We start from the raw sequence: 15,228 nt of genomic DNA on the forward strand, positions 1-15,228 counted from the left end.
CCGTCTGTAGGCGCGCGCTTGCCCGCGAACGTGTCGGTCCAGCGCCAACGATGCTGACTGTGCCGATGTCTTCGCCAGCAAGCCGGGTCCTACAGGTTGAATCTAGGCTCACTCCGGATGGAGTGCGCGCCAATCCCGCAGCCACTGCAATCCTTCACTGGTATCGCCCTTCGGCCGGTACTCGCAGCCTACCCAGCCGGAGTAGCCGAGGCGGTCAATCTCTTCGAACAGCCACGGGTAGTTCACTTCTCCGATGCTCGGCTCATGCCGGTCTGGCACGCCGGCGATCTGGATGTGACCGACGCCGGCGAAGTCGCGACGCAGTTTGCTGGTCACGTCGCCTTCCACGATCTGGCAGTGATAGCAGTCAAATTGCACCAACAGGTTGTCAGCGCCGACTTCTTTGCGAACGGCCTGGCCCTGGTCCTGACGGTTGAGAAAGAAGCCCGGGATGTCACGCGTATTGATCGGCTCGATCAATACGGTGATTCCGACCTTGGCCGCTTGCTGTGCGGCATAGCTCAGGTTCTCCAGATACACGGCGTGGTGCTGCTGGCGCAGGTCTTCACTGGGCAGCAGCCCGGCCATCACGTGAATACGGTCGTTGCCCAGTACCGCCGCATAGTCCAGCGCTTTCTGGAAGCCGTCGCGAAATTCGCGCTCGCGACCGGCCAGCGAAGCGATGCCGCGTTCACCCTTGCTGAAGTCGCCAGGCGGGGCATTGAACAGCGCCTGGGTCAGGCCGAAGTCGTCCAGGCGCAGCTTGATGTCCTCAGCCTTGAAATCGTACGGAAACAGGTATTCCACGCCCTTGAAACCGTCACTCGCCGCAGCAGAGAAACGCGCCAGGAAGTCGTGTTGCGGATACATCATGCTGAGGTTGGCAGCGAAGCGAGGCATGGTTATCTCCCAATAATCCCGTTAAACGAATGGCCAGAGCAGCAGTGTCATCAGAAAGCCCAGCGTGCCCAGAACAGTCACCAGAAAAGTCCAGGTGCGCAGGCCATCGGCGACATTCAGGCCGGCCAGTTTGGTGAACATCCAGTAACCGGCGTCATTGATGTGCGACATCGCCAAACCGCCACCGCCCATGGCCAGGCAGAGCAGGGCCATGTGGTTGGCACTCAGGTTCAGGGTCGCGATCAGCGGGCTGAGAATACCGGCCGTGGTTACCAGCGCCACTGTGGTCGAGCCCTGTACGGCGCGCAACAACAGCGTCAACAGAAAGCCCAGAGCGAGTACCGGCAGCCCTGTGTTGCGCAGCGCTTCGGAGACCACCGCGCCGATTCCGGTGTCGACCAGCACTTTGCCAAACACGCCACCGGCGCCGGCGATCAGGATAACCATTGCTACGCCCGGCAACGCGGAGCCCACGACGTCGGACACTTGGCTGCGACTCCAGCCACGCCGCGAGCCCAGCAGCCAGGCGCACAACAGCGTGTCGATGAGCAACGCAACCAGTGGCGCGCCGAGAACGGTCAGTACGCTGCGCAACGTTGAGTCGGCCGGCAACAGCGTGGTCGCCAGCGTGCCCAACAGGATGAGGATGATCGGCAGCAGGATCAGCGCGATGATGATGCCTGCGCCCGGTGCAGGTGCTTTGGGCAACCGTGCGGCCAGACTGCTGGCGTTTTCTTCGGCGCCCAGCTCTTTGGTGTGTGTCGTTTCAGTGGCGCGCGAATAGTCGTTGTTCGCCCACGCCACGAGGTCTTCGTTGGTGACGTGCGGGCCGTACACTTCGCTGCGGATATCGTCGGTCATCGGGTACACCCTGCGGGTCATGCGCCCGGCGATCAGGTAGCCGATCAAGCACAGAATCCCCACCATCGGCAGCCCGAACATCAGCACGCGGCCAAGGTCTGCACCCAGTTGACCGGCCGCAGCAACGGCTCCCGGGTGCGGCGGCAGAAAGGCGTGTACCGACAGCAACGCGGCGCACATGGGTAACGCATAAACCAACAACGGCTTGCGTGCAGCACGGGCAACCCCGTAGGCCAGCGGCATGAGGATGATCACACCCACCTCGAAGAACACCGGAATGCCGACCATGAAGCCCGCCACGGTGAGCGCCAAAGGCGTGCGCCGATTGCCGAAGCGGTTGATCAGTGTCTTGGCCAGTGCTTCGGCGCCGCCAGACAGCTCAATGATGCGGCCGATCATGGCGCCCAACGCGATGATGATCGCAATGTGGCCAAGGGTTTTGCCCATGCCGCCTTCGATGGTCGCGACCAGGTCGGCCGGCTTAACGCCAGCCACCAATGCCACGATGATACTGACCAGCATCAGCGCCACGAACGGCTGGAACTTGTATTTCAGGACCAATAGCAGCAGCAGCGCAATGCCGGCCCCGGCGACCATCATCAGAAATAGAGGAGTCATGTTGTGTCCCGTTGTTATTGTTTTCCGGCGAGGCCGGTCCGCCGAATACCGGGAATCCGGTATTCGGTCAAAACGCCGTTGGGGTTACCAGTTCACGCCGAACGTCTGGCGCAGTTCTTCCAGCGCCGCTGCATCCAGCGGCGCGGGTTTGGGGTTGCTCATCAGCCAGAGGCGGGCCGTCTCCTCCAGTTCTTCCAGCGCATAGGAAGCCTTGGCAACCGAGCTTTCCCATATCACCGGGCCGAGTCGTTCAAGCATCACGCCGCGCACGCTGTTGGCCAGTTTCGCGACCTGGGCGGCCACGTTCGGGGAGCCAGGGCGCTCATACGCAATCAACGGAATGTGCCCGACCTTCATCACTTGGTAAGGTGTGATGGGCGGAAGGATGTCGTCAGGTTTCCAGACACCTGCCAACGTCAGGGCGACCAGATGCGTGGAATGGGTATGCACCACGCCGCCTACACCGGGATTGCGGTCGTAGACCTGGCGATGGAGGGCCAAGGTCTTGGACGGCTTGTCTCCCGACACCCACTCACCGGCCAGATTGACCTTGGCGATGGCCGCCGGATCGAGTCGGCCCAGGCAAGCGTCGGTCGGTGTGATCAGCCAGCCATCATCAAGGCGGGCACTGATGTTGCCAGCGCTGCCGACGGTGTAGCCGCGCCCGAAGAGCAAGCGGCCGATGTGGCAGATTTCTTCACGCTGATCGTTCTCGGCGCTCACTGAACTGCTCGTCACGTTGCTCATCGGGCACCTCCCGCCAGTTGCTTGAGGGCTTTGTCGAAAAAGTCGCGGCCACCGAAGTTTCCGGATTTCAGCGCCAGCGCGAGAGGCTTGTCGCCGCTGCTGATGGTTGCTGGGACACCGGGGTCGATTTGCGCGCCGATCTTGAGCAGGCTCACGCCCAGGGCCTGAACCACGGCACCTGAGGTTTCCCCACCCGCGACGACAAAGCGCGTGACGCCAGCGTCCAGCAAGCCGCGGGCTATTTGTCCGAGCGCATCCTCGACCAACGCCCCGGCACGTTCTACGCCAAGTTTTTGCTGCACCGCTTTGACTTCTTCCGGGCTGCTGGTGGCATAAATCAGAACGGTTTGCCCAGCGTCACGGGCAAACGCCAACGCGTCTGCCACCACCGGCTTGCCATCAGCCAGCGCCAAAGGGTCAATGCGCAGGGCAGGGCGATTGGCCTCAAGCCATGCGGCCACTTGCCCATTGGTGGCGACCGACGCGCTGCCAGCCAGAACCGCTTCGCCGCCCTCAACCTGCTGCAACTGAGCGGCATCAATGTCGCGCAACTTTCCGGCCTTGCGGAAGTTACCGGGCAAGCCAAGCGCCAGACCCGATCCACCGGTCAGCAGTGGCAGCTCGGCGCAGGCTTCGCCAAGGGTGTACAAGTCAGCGTCCGACAAGGCGTCGGCAATCGCCATGACCACCCCTTCAGCACGCAACGCCTTGATACGCGCACGCACGCCATCGACGCCCTTGGCGATGCTGTCATACCGCAACAGGCCGACTTTCTGCACCGTTTGCGATTGCAGCACACGCACCAGATTGGCGTCGGTCATCGGCGTTAGCGGGTGGTTTTGCATGCCGCATTCGTTGAGCAGCTGGTCCTGAACGAACAGGTGGCCGCGAAAGATCGTGCGCCCGTTTTCCGGGAACGCCGGGCAGGCCAACGTGAAGTCGCTATCGAGTGCTTTCAGCAGCGCTTCGCTGACCTGTCCGATGTTGCCTTTGGCGGTTGAGTCGAACGTGGAGCAGTATTTGAAAAATATCTGCTCGCAGCCGCGATCGCGCAGCCACTGCAGCGCAGCCAGAGATTCCTCTACGGCTTCGTTGGCCGGGGTTGTGCGTGATTTCAGCGCGATGACGATGGCGTCGGCATCGAGGTCAGCCAGGCTGTCGGCGCTCGGGATCCCGATGCTTTGCACGGTGCGCATGCCGCCGCGTACCAGCATGTTGGCCAGATCGGTCGCGCCGGTGAAATCATCGGCGATGCAGCCCAGCAGAGGGCGCGGAGTCGTAATACTCATCAGCGTCATCTCAGTTGTTTTCAGGCTTGGCGGTCGGCAGTTCGATGCCCGGGAAAATTTTGATCACGGCTGAGTCATCTTCGCGACCAAAGCCTGCGGTGGAGGCTTGCATGAACATCTGGTGGGCAGTGGACGACAGCGGCAGCGGGAATTTGCTGGCTCGCGCGGTATCCAGCACTAGGCCCAGGTCCTTGACGAAAATGTCCACGGCCGACAACGGTGTGTAGTCCGCTTTGAGGATGTGCGGCACGCGGTTTTCGAACATCCACGAATTGCCGGCGCTGTTGGTGATGACTTCGTAAAGCGCGTCGGCGTCCACGCCTTCACGCAGGCCCAGCGCCATGGCTTCGGCACTTGCCGCAATGTGCACGCCGGCCAGCAGCTGATTGATGATTTTGACTTTTGAGCCCAGACCGTGAACGTCGCCCAGGCGGTAAACCTTGCCGGCCATGCCGTTGAGGATCGCGTCTGCCTTGGTGTAGGAGTCAGCCGGGCCGGACGTCATCATGGTCATCTCACCCGCGGCTGCCTTGGCAGCACCACCAGAAATGGGGGCGTCGAGGTAGAGCAGGCCTTTCTCAGTCAGACGCTGACCAAGTTCGATGGCAAAGGTGGGTGCCACCGTGGCGCAACCGATCACGAGGCTGCCTGGGCGTAGAGCGGCGACTGCGCCGTTGTCACCGAACAGCACGGTTTCAGTTTGCTCGGCGTTAACCACGACGGTGATGATGACGTCGCAGGCCGCAGCCATTGCGGCGGGAGATTCACAGGCAACGCCACCTTCGCCGGCGAATTGCTGTGTAACGGCTGCGCGGACGTCACAGGCGTGAACGTTGAAGCCACTGCGCAGCAGCGATCGTGCGATACCCAATCCCATCGCGCCCAAACCAATGACGCCGACATTCTTGTTATCCATGAATCTCTCCTCGGGTGAGCGCCGACGTTCATCAGCACTCGAACGGTGTTTGTTCTGATCTGTTAAAGATAGTGAACCTGTGATCGGATAATGTGAAGTGCTATTTTTGGTTAACAAAATTTAACATTCGGTTTTTTGGGCAAAAAAAACCCCGGCGCACTGCCGGGGTCTTAACAACGTGCCCATCTGGAATGAGCAGAACGGGTCTGTAGGAGCCGGCTTGCTCGCGAACCGTGTTTATTGTTCAGGGGAGGGGCGTCTGGCCCAACGCATTCGCCAGCAGGTCGGCTACTACAAATTGAGTCATCAGATTGAGGTCAGCGCCGATTAGCGTGGCTGATCCACCGATGCCAACATCAGCTCGACCCCCAGCGCCCGGATGCTGTCCGCTGCACCCTGGGCTAGGTGCTCGTCACTGATGATCGTGTCGAACTGCTCCAGGCCCGCGACCTTGTACATGCCAAACGTGCCGTATTTCGAACTGGTCGTCAGCAGCACGCTGCGCGAGGCTGCCTGCATCGCCGCCTGTTTGACCTCAACCTTGAGAGCAGAAGGTGTCGTGGTGCCGCGCTGGAAATCCCATGAGCTGGTGGACATGAATGCAACGTCGGTTGCCAGCTGCCGCAGCGTTGCCGCTGCCAGGCCCCCCACGCAGGACCGGTTTGGGTGATCGAGCAGCCCGCCGGTGTGAATCACATCCACATGGGTGGCGTCGGCAAGGGCATTGACCACGCCAAAATCGTTGGTCACCACTGTCATGCCCGCCAGCGCTGCGATATAGGGCACGATTTCCAGCGTACTGGTGCCGGCGTCCAGGTAGACGGTCATTTCGGGGTGCAGCAGGCCGGCGGCCAGTTTCGCCATTGCCTGCTTGTGCGGAAGCTCCACCACCGCCTTGGACTGATGGCTCGGTTCGCTATGCACCTGACTGGCGATACGCACGCCTCCGGTCACTGAATAGGCGCGTCCACTTTGCTCAAGCAACGCGATATCGCGGCGGACCGTCATGTGTGAGCAATCGAACATTTCCATGAGCTGATGCACGCTGAGCACCTGATGCTTGCGCAACTGACGCAGCATCAACTCCCGGCGCTGATCGGGAATCATCGGCGCTGCGCCACTGAGGGTGGCGTCATCTTCGCTGGACATGCAGGCTCCTGGGCAACGACATACAGCCGTGATCGGCTGCGTGGCTGGCATCTTAGCCAATCGGACTGGCCGTGGCAGTAACGACGAACAATCGATGCGGAGTTACGCTCGTTTAACTGATTGAATGCGATGTTTAGTAGGACTGGCTTTAGCCGGGAAGAGGCCCGCATGTGCGCCGCGAAATTGCGGGGTGATGGGTAACGCCTTTCCGGCTAAAGCCGGTCCTACAAAGGGCATGCAGGACTGAAAGAACCTTTCGGCTGGCTGCGGCTCTTAGCTGTGCATTGAATTGGCCACTATGCTTCTCATGAAGCTCAAACCCTGAAGAAAGGATGCAGATATGACCGTAGCGTTTTGGTGTGTGTTGGTCGTGATCCTGTTGCCGCTGCTCTGCACCTCGATTGCGAAATTCAGCAGCGGACAGTTTGGCGCCCGGCAGAATCACAACCCGCGCGACTTCCTCGACAACCTTGAAGGCCTGCCCCGTCGCGCCCACGCCGCGCAGCAAAACAGCTTCGAAGCGATTCCAGGATTCGCAGCCGGCGTCATCATTGCCCACGTTGCGGGCGTTGCGCAGCTTGTGACCATCGACGTACTCGCCGTCTTGTTCGTGACGAGCCGGCTGCTCTACATCATTTTCTACCTGGCGGATCTTGCCGCCTTGCGCTCGCTGGCATGGGCGATTGGCCTCGGGCTGGTCATCGCACTGTTTGGCGTTTCAGTCTGATCCCTCGACCGTAGTGCTGACACCTCAGATCTAGCCGCGAGAGAGCCCGGTCACTCAGGCAGAAAAAGATAAAGGGCTGCAGACAACCTCAGTCGTCATCCTCGTCGGGCTGCACTTTCTCAAGCTTCTCTTGCTCGTCCTGCAATTCTTTGCGGGACTCGGCGAGCTTGTCTTTGCGTTTGTCGATCTTCTCGGGATCGCCCTTGCTCATGGCCTTGTTCAAGTCGGCCTGGCGGCGGCTGACTTCGCGTTTGGCGTCCAGTACTTTCTGTTCCTGCTGTTTGAGCAGGTCAGCGTCAGTGCAATTGGCGTTCATTTCACTAAGTGCTTTTTCCAGCCCGGCCTGCTGACTGGCGTTACCGGCGGCCTTGGCGTTTTCGATTTGCGTGGTGATGTCTTGGCGCTTCGCGGCGCAGCCGGACAATTGCGGTGCTTGCTCCGCGGCGAATACAGGCGCCGCCAGAAGCCCACACGCGGCGATTGCGAAAAGGGATGACAGAAATTTCATGAATACTCCTCGAATACACATGGCCGCACGCTCTACACAATCATGCGGCCCTGAACACTAAAAACCGTTGATGCCTTTGTCCCGCAATTGCCTGGTTAACGCTTGCACCTGCGGGTCTTGAAAGAACGCGTGTAATTGCTTCGCACGTCCCGAACCGATGCCGGGTTCAGCCTGCCATTCCACGATGCTTCGCGAGGCGAGCGGCGCCCAAGACTCACCCAGATCAACACCCGTAGCGGGCGGCAATCCGATGGCTTTGAGCCAGACAGCAAATGGCTTTTCACGGGCGGCCTGAAAACTTGCCAGCAGTTTAGCGCTGCTGCGCTCTCCCAGCCCCGGAATGTTAGCAAGCTGTGCACTGTCGAGGTTCATCCAGTCCAATAAACCGTTGATGTGCCCAGACCTGATCAACGTGTCCCAGGTGCCCGGTCCTACACCGCCAAGCGCTAACCCCTTCTTGCCGCTCAGCCATTTCAGCCGCTCAAGAAACTGACTTTCGCAGCCATCGACTGGCTGCCAGCAACTGAGTGAGTGATATTGCCCGGGCTGCGGGACATTTAGCGGTACCCGCTCAACGCTACGCGACACCACGGCGTCCAGTCGCGGAATCGTCAGGCCTGCGAGGCTGAGCGCCACCTGGTCACCGGGCCTGATATCCATGTCCTGCCAGCGCTTCAGTGAGCCAACGCTGATTCGCGCAATATTGCGGTCATCCAGGCGCACGGGCTCGATGTGCAGCACGGGAGTGATTTTGCCGCTGCGTCCGATGTTGAACTGAACCTTGCGCACCTCAGCCAACGCCTTGGCGAACGGGTATTTCCAGGCGGCGATCCAGTAGGGCGCTTTTGCCTGCCAATGTTCGGCGGAAGGCCGCTCGCCCTGGCGGATGACCACGCCGTCAGTCGCGAAGGGCAGCGGTGCTCGATACCAATGCTCTCGCCAGTTCTTTGCCTGAGCGAAGCCCTGCAATGGCTCGCTAAAACGAACACTGTCCTCGAAGCCTAAGGCCCTGAGCCCTGCCAGCCGCTCGTTCATGTCCGAAGGACCTTCCGGCCAGTCCCACACGAACAGGCCTACCTGCGCGCCTTCTTCGGCGCTAATGGCATGCCGTGCCAGCAAGCCCGCCACTTTGCTGCGAGCGTTCAGACTGCCTGCGTCAGCCTGCACATGGTCTGTCAGCTTCCAGTACAGCTCACCTTGCAGCACCACATCCTTTTCCCAAGGCAGATGGCGAGGGATCGCCTCGATTTGCAGCGCATGTCCGGTCCAGTCCTGCCCCGAAACCCCATCGCCCCGGCTGATCACGCTGACCAGCTTGCCGTCTGCATAGACCAACGTGACGGCCACACCGTCTACCTTGGGCTGGATCCAGACGTCGCTTCGGCCTTTTAGCCAAGACTGAACGTCTGCCTCGTTTGGCAGTTTGGTAAGGCCGGTGTGAGGAATAGGGTGTGCGACCGGGCCACGAGCCGTTTGCAGCGGATGAGCAGTCGCGACGGTGGCTTCGGCGAAGCATTTGCGCAGTTCGGCGTAGCGCTGAGCGGACTGATCGTAAAGCTCGTCTGCCACCAGCGAGACACCTTGGCGATGGTAACTGTCGTCCCATTGGGCGAGTTGGTTTTGCAGCGCAAGGATCTCGCTTCGGGCTTTTGCGGGCGGCCAGTCGGGGCAGGATTGGGCGGTGGCGCTAACCGAGTAAAAGGCGAAAACGGCGCAGGCGAGCAGGCGGAGGAAAAACAGCATCGGAGCGTCCTTGCTTGGGGTGAGCAAGGAAGGCTAGCGGTTGTAGGCGGTGGTTCTAAACCATTGTTGGTTACCGGGTTTGTCTTGAGCCGGTGCAGATGACGGGGTAACACTTGGAGCCATGCCTTAGAGGTCACGACTGACTGCCGCAAGATTCGTCTCAAGCCAGCTTGATCGCAGATTCTGATGAAGCGCACAGGCCGCGAACCGGCAGGTCATTGGGTTAATCACGTTTGACCTATCGGTTCGCGGGATTGTGTTAACGCCGGTCAACGTGCCATTTGTCTCTGCCCATGCTGCTTCGCTCCGATGCCAAGCCCCAAAAGTGACATCATCCCCATCGTTGTGCCTACCATCCGGACCGCAGGCTGGGCTGCAATTCTAGCAAGCGTCTCAATGAACACGCCGCTCATCGCGCTCTGGAGACCACTGGTAACGCTGGAAGCGGTGCTAAAGGCGTATTTGGACCCTCCGATGAACTTCATTTCCATCTCCACGCCGGAGCGAGAAATGACTGAGCTGATTGGCTTCATCTCCAAGCCTTCCACAACTCGGGCTTGCACAGCATAGCGGGCTGCCCTACCAAGTTTCGGCGCAGCGGCCCTGACGCCCCTCATCGCCATTCTCGATGCGCCGGGAGCAAACCCTGCACCCATGCCGAACGCCAGGCCCACAACCGCCAGGCCAAATGATACCCACTCCAGGGTGTTGGAAAGCGCAGGGTCGCTCTCCGACACCGCAGCAGCAGCGATCCCTACAGCGCCGGACGCAATGGTCGAAATGGCCCCAATAGCGGCGAATGCAGCAGCATACGTCGCCCCGAAAGCGGCCATCGCGGCGATGCTCGCGCCCAATGTGACAACGCCCAGCACGATCGCCAGCACACCCATCGCAATACCAAACCAGGCCCACCCTGAAAGGTGGCCTTCGGGGTCCCGGCAATTCACCGGGTCCAAATAGGTATAACAATTGGGCCCTGCCTCCCCGAAAGGGCTCCAGCTGTCAGGGGTTGTGAAGCGAAGTAGGCGCGGACTGTATTGCCGCTCGCCCAGATGGTAGAAGCCACCGACTTCGTCATACAGTTCACCTGATTGCCCCACAACCAGTGCAGAATTCGGATGACCTGAAGGGGAGTACTTTTGAGTGTTGCTGCTACCGTCACCCTCCAGCACAATCACGGGCGAGTTCATTCTGTCTATGCCAATGAGCTGTACAGTGACTCCTGTCACGATTGCCGTAACCTGCTCGGCCATACGAGTAACCCGCGTATGGGTGTCCCCTATGATCAGGTTGCTGAGCAGCGGATATTCCCCACCTGGCTGGTAATACCATTCGCTGCGGATCTTCAATTTGGTCCGCGAGGTGAGCTTGCCTTGCGGGTCATAGTGATAGTGGTAAGTGTCCTGACCATCCTTCAAACTGGCCAAGCGATTGAGTGCATCGTAAGTTAGTGTCTGACCTTTTTCATTTTTGGTCATGCACCCGTTGGCGTCGTAGCTAAGTGCAATCAGCTTCGGATAGTCGCCGTGAGTGTGCGATATCCGCGTCAATTGGCACGGGTCTTCGGCATTTTCATAGAAAAAGGTCGCAGTGTCCTTAGCACCGCCAAAATGAGTGGCGCACTGCGTCACGTTAGCGAAAGCGTCATAAGTAAGCTCAAGCCTGGAGATCGGCTTATCATAGCCATCCAGAGGCAGGTCGTCTCCTACGCATGTATAGTCGGTAAGCATATCTACGTTGTTATAACTGAACGTTTCGTCTCTGAGCGTTTTCTTACCCTCCATCACTGTGCGAGTTGCCAATTGGTTGTTTTTGCGCAGTGTCTGACTGATAACCAGATTGTCTGTCTTTCCTGAGGTCTTGATCGTACGGGAGGTTTCATTGCCCAGTATGTCATACGCAAAATACGTGATAAGCGTTTTTTTGGTTGGTTTATCAGTCGCCGTTTGTTTGATGATTTTGTCGAATGCACCGTACTCGTTACTGATCTTGCTGTCCGAGTCTTCTGCGGTGGCGATTTTTCCGTTGGTGTATGTCACGATCTGCTGCCTGGTTGCAGCATCGGTGAAGGCTGTGCATTTACCGGTGGGCGAAAACTTTTTAGACAGGGTTCTATTAGGTTGGTCGGTAAGCTGGATGATATCTTCCTTGATGACGTTTCTGTGGCTGTCATACGCCAAGACTGACTTATAACCGCTTTGATCACTGTATCCCCTGAGAAGTCCCGTATCCGAGAGGTACTCGAAGCTGTGTTCGATACCCTCTGCTTTTATGGATCTGATGGCACCACCGAATTCCCTAATGACATCGTACTGCAAATGTTTACCGTCGGGTTTTATTATCTTTGTTGGCGCTTGCCCATCCGCAGAGTACTCAAAGGTTTGTTTACGTCCCCCGCTCTCGAATTCCTTGAGTCGGTCAATTCCGTCGAACACCTGTGTGCCCAAGGAAACTGTTGTACCAGCCGAAGCCACACGGAGCTGGGTGATCAATGATTTATCGCTGTGCCTGGCATAGGCATATTCAAGCGTGCTGGCGTCTGGGCGAGTAATGAGGGATGGCCGATTATGAATGTCGCGTTTAAAGGCCGTCAGATTGTTGTATTCATCTTGGAAGGAGATTACGGTATTTTGCTGGTTATATTCATAGGTTTTAGATGAGTACATAACTGGAACTAATTTCGAGGAGAAGCTGTGCCCATCCTCCGCTGCGACGTCCATAGTATAAATGCGCTTTTCAATCACATTGCCCCGTGCGTCAAGCTGTTCTAAGCAGGACCAGCATTTATTTTTTCCGGGTTTAAAGTTGAGGTTTGGAATTGCGTAAGTTGCGCTTGAGTCCCAAGTATCGATTCCATGAAATTTTTTCGATTTGATATTCGCTGTAAGGTCGGAATGTTCTAGCTTTGTTATCATCGTGGTTTCGCTCTCAGGAATTACCAGAACATCTGAATCGATGTAGGTGGTGATGCGAGTGTTGTAGCATTCACTAATAAGCGTATGAACAACATCGTATTTCTTGGGAGCCCGCTCGTGATAGGTCCAGTAGGAATAAGGCGTCAGATAGACGGTCTTATACTCAGCGCGTCGTGTGGTCAGGTCGTCAGTTTCAATCAGTGTATGCTTAATTACTCTATGCGCTAAATCGTATATTTTTTCCTCTGTCAGGACCCATTGGGGGATTTCCTCTATTCCGGATTCTGTCTCATGGAATACCCATGTCTGAACCTCGTGGTTGTGCGGGTCGTGCCCAGTCAGTATTTTCCGCCCCGTACTGTCTCGCTGAATGATATATCCTCTAAAGCAGGCTGAGGGCTGTTCGCTTCCAAAGACATTAGCGTAGCTGTTCTTGGTGTCGATAATGCCATGTGTAAATGTTTCTTCCGATCTATAGGGCGTAGTTGGGTTATTGACAATTTTTGTCAGCCTAGACAATGGATCCCAGCTGTAATCGGAGACATTTCCATCAATGTCTTTCTCTCTCAGTGTCAAGCCTGTGTAGATCGATTTGACAATTGCGATTGTCGCGACAGCTTTATCAAAGCCGGTGATTGTGGATTCGATGGTCTGCTTTCCGCCTTCCAAAGAGTATCGATGAGTCGTTGTCTGAACGGGGGCGGTGTCTTTGACTGCCGCACCCTTTTCCAGCAGGTAAGTTTGTTGTTGCTTTAATTTTCCATGGAGAAACGTTCCAGGCTTATCAAAATACTCACATGTTGATAATTCGACAAAGGGTGTGTCAGTAGTTACCCTGCTCATGGCTTGCAGAAAATTTGATTGCAATCTTGGAATCGACTTCAACCCGTAGGCCGCTGCAGATAGCATGTTGTAAGTGTAGTTATCTGTAGTCGTCGAATCCATGCCGATGTGTACGTGAAGCGCTAGCAATGCATTCTCGGTGCCATTGTCATTGAGGTAGGTGTATTCGTCGGAGGCCGATTCACTGTCGTCGGATTTGCTGATTAATCGCCCATAACTATCCCAAGTATATTCTTTTGTCAGTATAGGTGAATGATGCGAGGTATCATTCATGATGCGAGTAATTTCGTATGCAGGCAGAGCATAGCAAGAAATGGAGTAGATGGTGTCGGTTCGCTTCAATACTCCTGGTGCATGATTTTCCAATCGTCCACAAAAAAGCTTGGCTTCATCTATCGGGGCGTGCACAGTTTCAGTAAACTCAATTTTTGATACTTCGTGGAAGCGTTTTTTCTCATAAATTAATGCCGTGCATTCTAGTCTGTTATTCACGTTATAATCATTGAAGTTTAGCGGGCCACGCTTTTTTATACAAATCAGATGCGGTCGGTCAAGGTGGTAGCCGTAACAATCTGTCCAAGACGGCGATTCGGCCGCATCATGTTCACTCGGCGTGCCGGCACCGTATGTGTTTTGCTTCGCGACGCGGTTGTGTCCGTTTACATCTAAGGTATTGGAATAGACAACGGTTTCAACTTTTCCCAGTGGTGATGTAATCTTATGAAGTCTTATGGGTGAAAGACTTGCGTCGTAGTCAAACTCCCACCGCAGTGCTGGCGCAAATGATAAGTTGTTCATCTGAGTGAGTTGATTTTCGGTAAGCGTAAGTGCGAAATAACGCTCCTCATCTTCTGAAGGCCATAAAGCAATCGATATCTCTGAGGTTTGTATTTCAGAAGAAAAGAAATCAATAGAATCTTGGTTAATTCTAAGCAGCACGTTTTTTTCTATTTCGTTATCATCAACTGTGTCGAATGTCGTTGAGGATTTGAAGATTTCCCTCAGCATGATTTTTGGGAATTCGCCATATTCTTCCACATGCCATTTGAAATACATTGCCTCGCCACTGGGAGACGTACGCGCGGTGCAGGCATACCAATCGCTCTTCTTATATAACCACTCGACTATCCCTGTGTCGCGGTAAGTGATCTTTACCCCGTCCGGTTGCATCACCTTCACAGCATGGATGTCTCCGGTATTATCCTTTAGCGTAAGCGCGCTTTCGTTTTCTTCAACTTCGTACATTCTTCCGTCACTAAGAGAGAGTAGTTTACTTTCAGTGTTGTAGATAGTCACGGGAATGCGCCATCCGTGTCCAAACCCGAAGTCTTTTTGATTCAAGGGTGAGTAGCATAGTCGTACATCGAAATCAGGTTCTAAAAGAGTGCCTAGCAGTATGTTCGCGGAAAATGTACCCGTCCGGGGATCGACGCCGCTTTCGATGTAGCTGTGAAAGTTAACGGCGCCGTTGTGAGTGCTTGTTGTCATGATTTTGATATCCTAAGTTAAGTTGTCTTGTTCAGGCAAAAATTCTCGGTGCTTTCCCTGGCTCATGACTGATCGTTAATAGCTTTAAGTGCAAGGTGCGCGTTACTGCTTTGCAGTTGGCAAGTTGCGGCTAAGGTCCCTTGCTACGCTAGGACCTCAATCCCAATAAGTGAGCTATTTCAATCTTAGGCCAGTATAGGTGGATACGCGTCTGCAGAGTGCTTGGGTCAAGTGCAAGATCATAACTTTCAACAAGTTACTGATTAGATCTTTTTGCGATTATATTTATTGCGGTTTCTATTTAAGCCTTTGCAGACCTCAAGGAGTTGTTTTCCAAATAGCCGCAAGGCGGCTGTGCGTTAGCGAGCCTTGGCGATCAGACTTCTGATAGGACGGGCTGATGGTTTCGCCGAGGGCATAAAACGTCATGCGGAAATAACGACAAGTCCGAAGCCAGAAACCAAAAAGCCCCTGACAACCGAAGTCGTCAGGGGCTTTTGGAGACGCCTCAAACTTAAGGCGTA

The 15,228-nt window shown here is 56.2% G+C and carries 10 protein-coding genes; 1 reads left to right on the forward strand and 9 read right to left on the reverse strand.

Annotated features, from left to right (window positions below):
* Nucleotides 1–108 precede the first annotated feature (108 nt).
* The 6 genes from otnI to LT42_RS23665 all read right to left on the reverse strand — a co-directional run bounded on the left by otnI (nt 109) and on the right by LT42_RS23665 (nt 6,480).
* Nucleotides 109–900: a 2-oxo-tetronate isomerase gene (gene otnI, locus LT42_RS23640; RefSeq protein WP_037018939.1), complete on the reverse strand. Its 792-nt coding sequence runs from the start codon at nt 898–900 to the stop codon at nt 109–111.
* A gap of 21 nt (nt 901–921) precedes the next feature.
* Entirely contained in the window at nt 922–2,379 is a 1,458-nt protein-coding gene (locus LT42_RS23645; RefSeq protein ID WP_037018942.1) for a GntT/GntP/DsdX family permease, read from the reverse strand.
* 84 nt (nt 2,380–2,463) lie between these two features.
* The gene (gene otnC / locus LT42_RS23650; protein WP_037019279.1) at nt 2,464–3,102 is read right to left on the reverse strand and encodes a 3-oxo-tetronate 4-phosphate decarboxylase; all 639 of its coding nucleotides are present in this window, start codon (nt 3,100–3,102) and stop codon (nt 2,464–2,466) included.
* Between the two features lie 20 nt (nt 3,103–3,122).
* Nucleotides 3,123–4,415 carry a 3-oxo-tetronate kinase gene (gene otnK / locus LT42_RS23655; RefSeq protein WP_037019281.1) on the reverse strand — a complete coding sequence of 431 codons (1,293 nt, stop codon included), beginning with the start codon at nt 4,413–4,415 and terminating at the stop codon, nt 3,123–3,125.
* Nucleotides 4,416–4,425: 10 nt separating this feature from the next.
* Nucleotides 4,426–5,448, reverse strand: a complete 1,023-nt coding sequence (ltnD, locus tag LT42_RS23660; RefSeq protein ID WP_276209565.1) for an L-threonate dehydrogenase — start codon at nt 5,446–5,448, stop codon at nt 4,426–4,428.
* A 210-nt stretch (nt 5,449–5,658) separates the two neighbouring features.
* A complete protein-coding gene (locus LT42_RS23665) occupies nt 5,659–6,480 on the reverse strand; it encodes a DeoR/GlpR family DNA-binding transcription regulator (protein WP_037018947.1) in 822 nt (273 codons plus the stop codon).
* Between the two features lie 340 nt (nt 6,481–6,820).
* Here LT42_RS23665 and LT42_RS23670 point away from each other — a divergent pair, with 340 nt between their 5' ends.
* Nucleotides 6,821–7,207 carry an MAPEG family protein gene (locus tag LT42_RS23670; RefSeq protein WP_037018950.1) on the forward strand — a complete coding sequence of 129 codons (387 nt, stop codon included), beginning with the start codon at nt 6,821–6,823 and terminating at the stop codon, nt 7,205–7,207.
* Between the two features lie 88 nt (nt 7,208–7,295).
* On the opposite strand, the gene LT42_RS23675 is transcribed toward LT42_RS23670, so the two are convergent.
* The 3 genes from LT42_RS23675 to LT42_RS23685 all read right to left on the reverse strand — a co-directional run bounded on the left by LT42_RS23675 (nt 7,296) and on the right by LT42_RS23685 (nt 14,704).
* The gene (locus tag LT42_RS23675; RefSeq protein WP_037018952.1) at nt 7,296–7,715 is read right to left on the reverse strand and encodes a DUF1090 domain-containing protein; all 420 of its coding nucleotides are present in this window, start codon (nt 7,713–7,715) and stop codon (nt 7,296–7,298) included.
* Nucleotides 7,716–7,772: 57 nt separating this feature from the next.
* The gene (gene ligB, locus LT42_RS23680) at nt 7,773–9,458 is read right to left on the reverse strand and encodes an NAD-dependent DNA ligase LigB (RefSeq protein ID WP_037018954.1); all 1,686 of its coding nucleotides are present in this window, start codon (nt 9,456–9,458) and stop codon (nt 7,773–7,775) included.
* Nucleotides 9,459–9,727: 269 nt separating this feature from the next.
* The gene (locus LT42_RS23685; protein WP_037018956.1) at nt 9,728–14,704 is read right to left on the reverse strand and encodes an RHS repeat domain-containing protein; all 4,977 of its coding nucleotides are present in this window, start codon (nt 14,702–14,704) and stop codon (nt 9,728–9,730) included.
* Nucleotides 14,705–15,228: the final 524 nt, after the last annotated feature.

Source organism: Pseudomonas lutea (assembly GCF_000759445.1).
Lineage (GTDB): Bacteria > Pseudomonadota > Gammaproteobacteria > Pseudomonadales > Pseudomonadaceae > Aquipseudomonas > Aquipseudomonas lutea.

Coding starts and splice junctions, on each gene's coding strand:
- otnI (WP_037018939.1), bottom strand. CDS start 900: ATGCCTCGCTTCGCTGCCAACCTCAGCATGATGTATCCGCAACACGAC.
- LT42_RS23645 (WP_037018942.1), bottom strand. CDS start 2,379: ATGACTCCTCTATTTCTGATGATGGTCGCCGGGGCCGGCATTGCGCTG.
- otnK (WP_037019281.1), bottom strand. CDS start 4,415: ATGAGTATTACGACTCCGCGCCCTCTGCTGGGCTGCATCGCCGATGAT.
- LT42_RS23665 (WP_037018947.1), bottom strand. CDS start 6,480: ATGTCCAGCGAAGATGACGCCACCCTCAGTGGCGCAGCGCCGATGATT.
- LT42_RS23670 (WP_037018950.1), top strand. CDS start 6,821: ATGACCGTAGCGTTTTGGTGTGTGTTGGTCGTGATCCTGTTGCCGCTG.
- LT42_RS23675 (WP_037018952.1), bottom strand. CDS start 7,715: ATGAAATTTCTGTCATCCCTTTTCGCAATCGCCGCGTGTGGGCTTCTG.
- ligB (WP_037018954.1), bottom strand. CDS start 9,458: ATGCTGTTTTTCCTCCGCCTGCTCGCCTGCGCCGTTTTCGCCTTTTAC.
- LT42_RS23685 (WP_037018956.1), bottom strand. CDS start 14,704: ATGACAACAAGCACTCACAACGGCGCCGTTAACTTTCACAGCTACATC.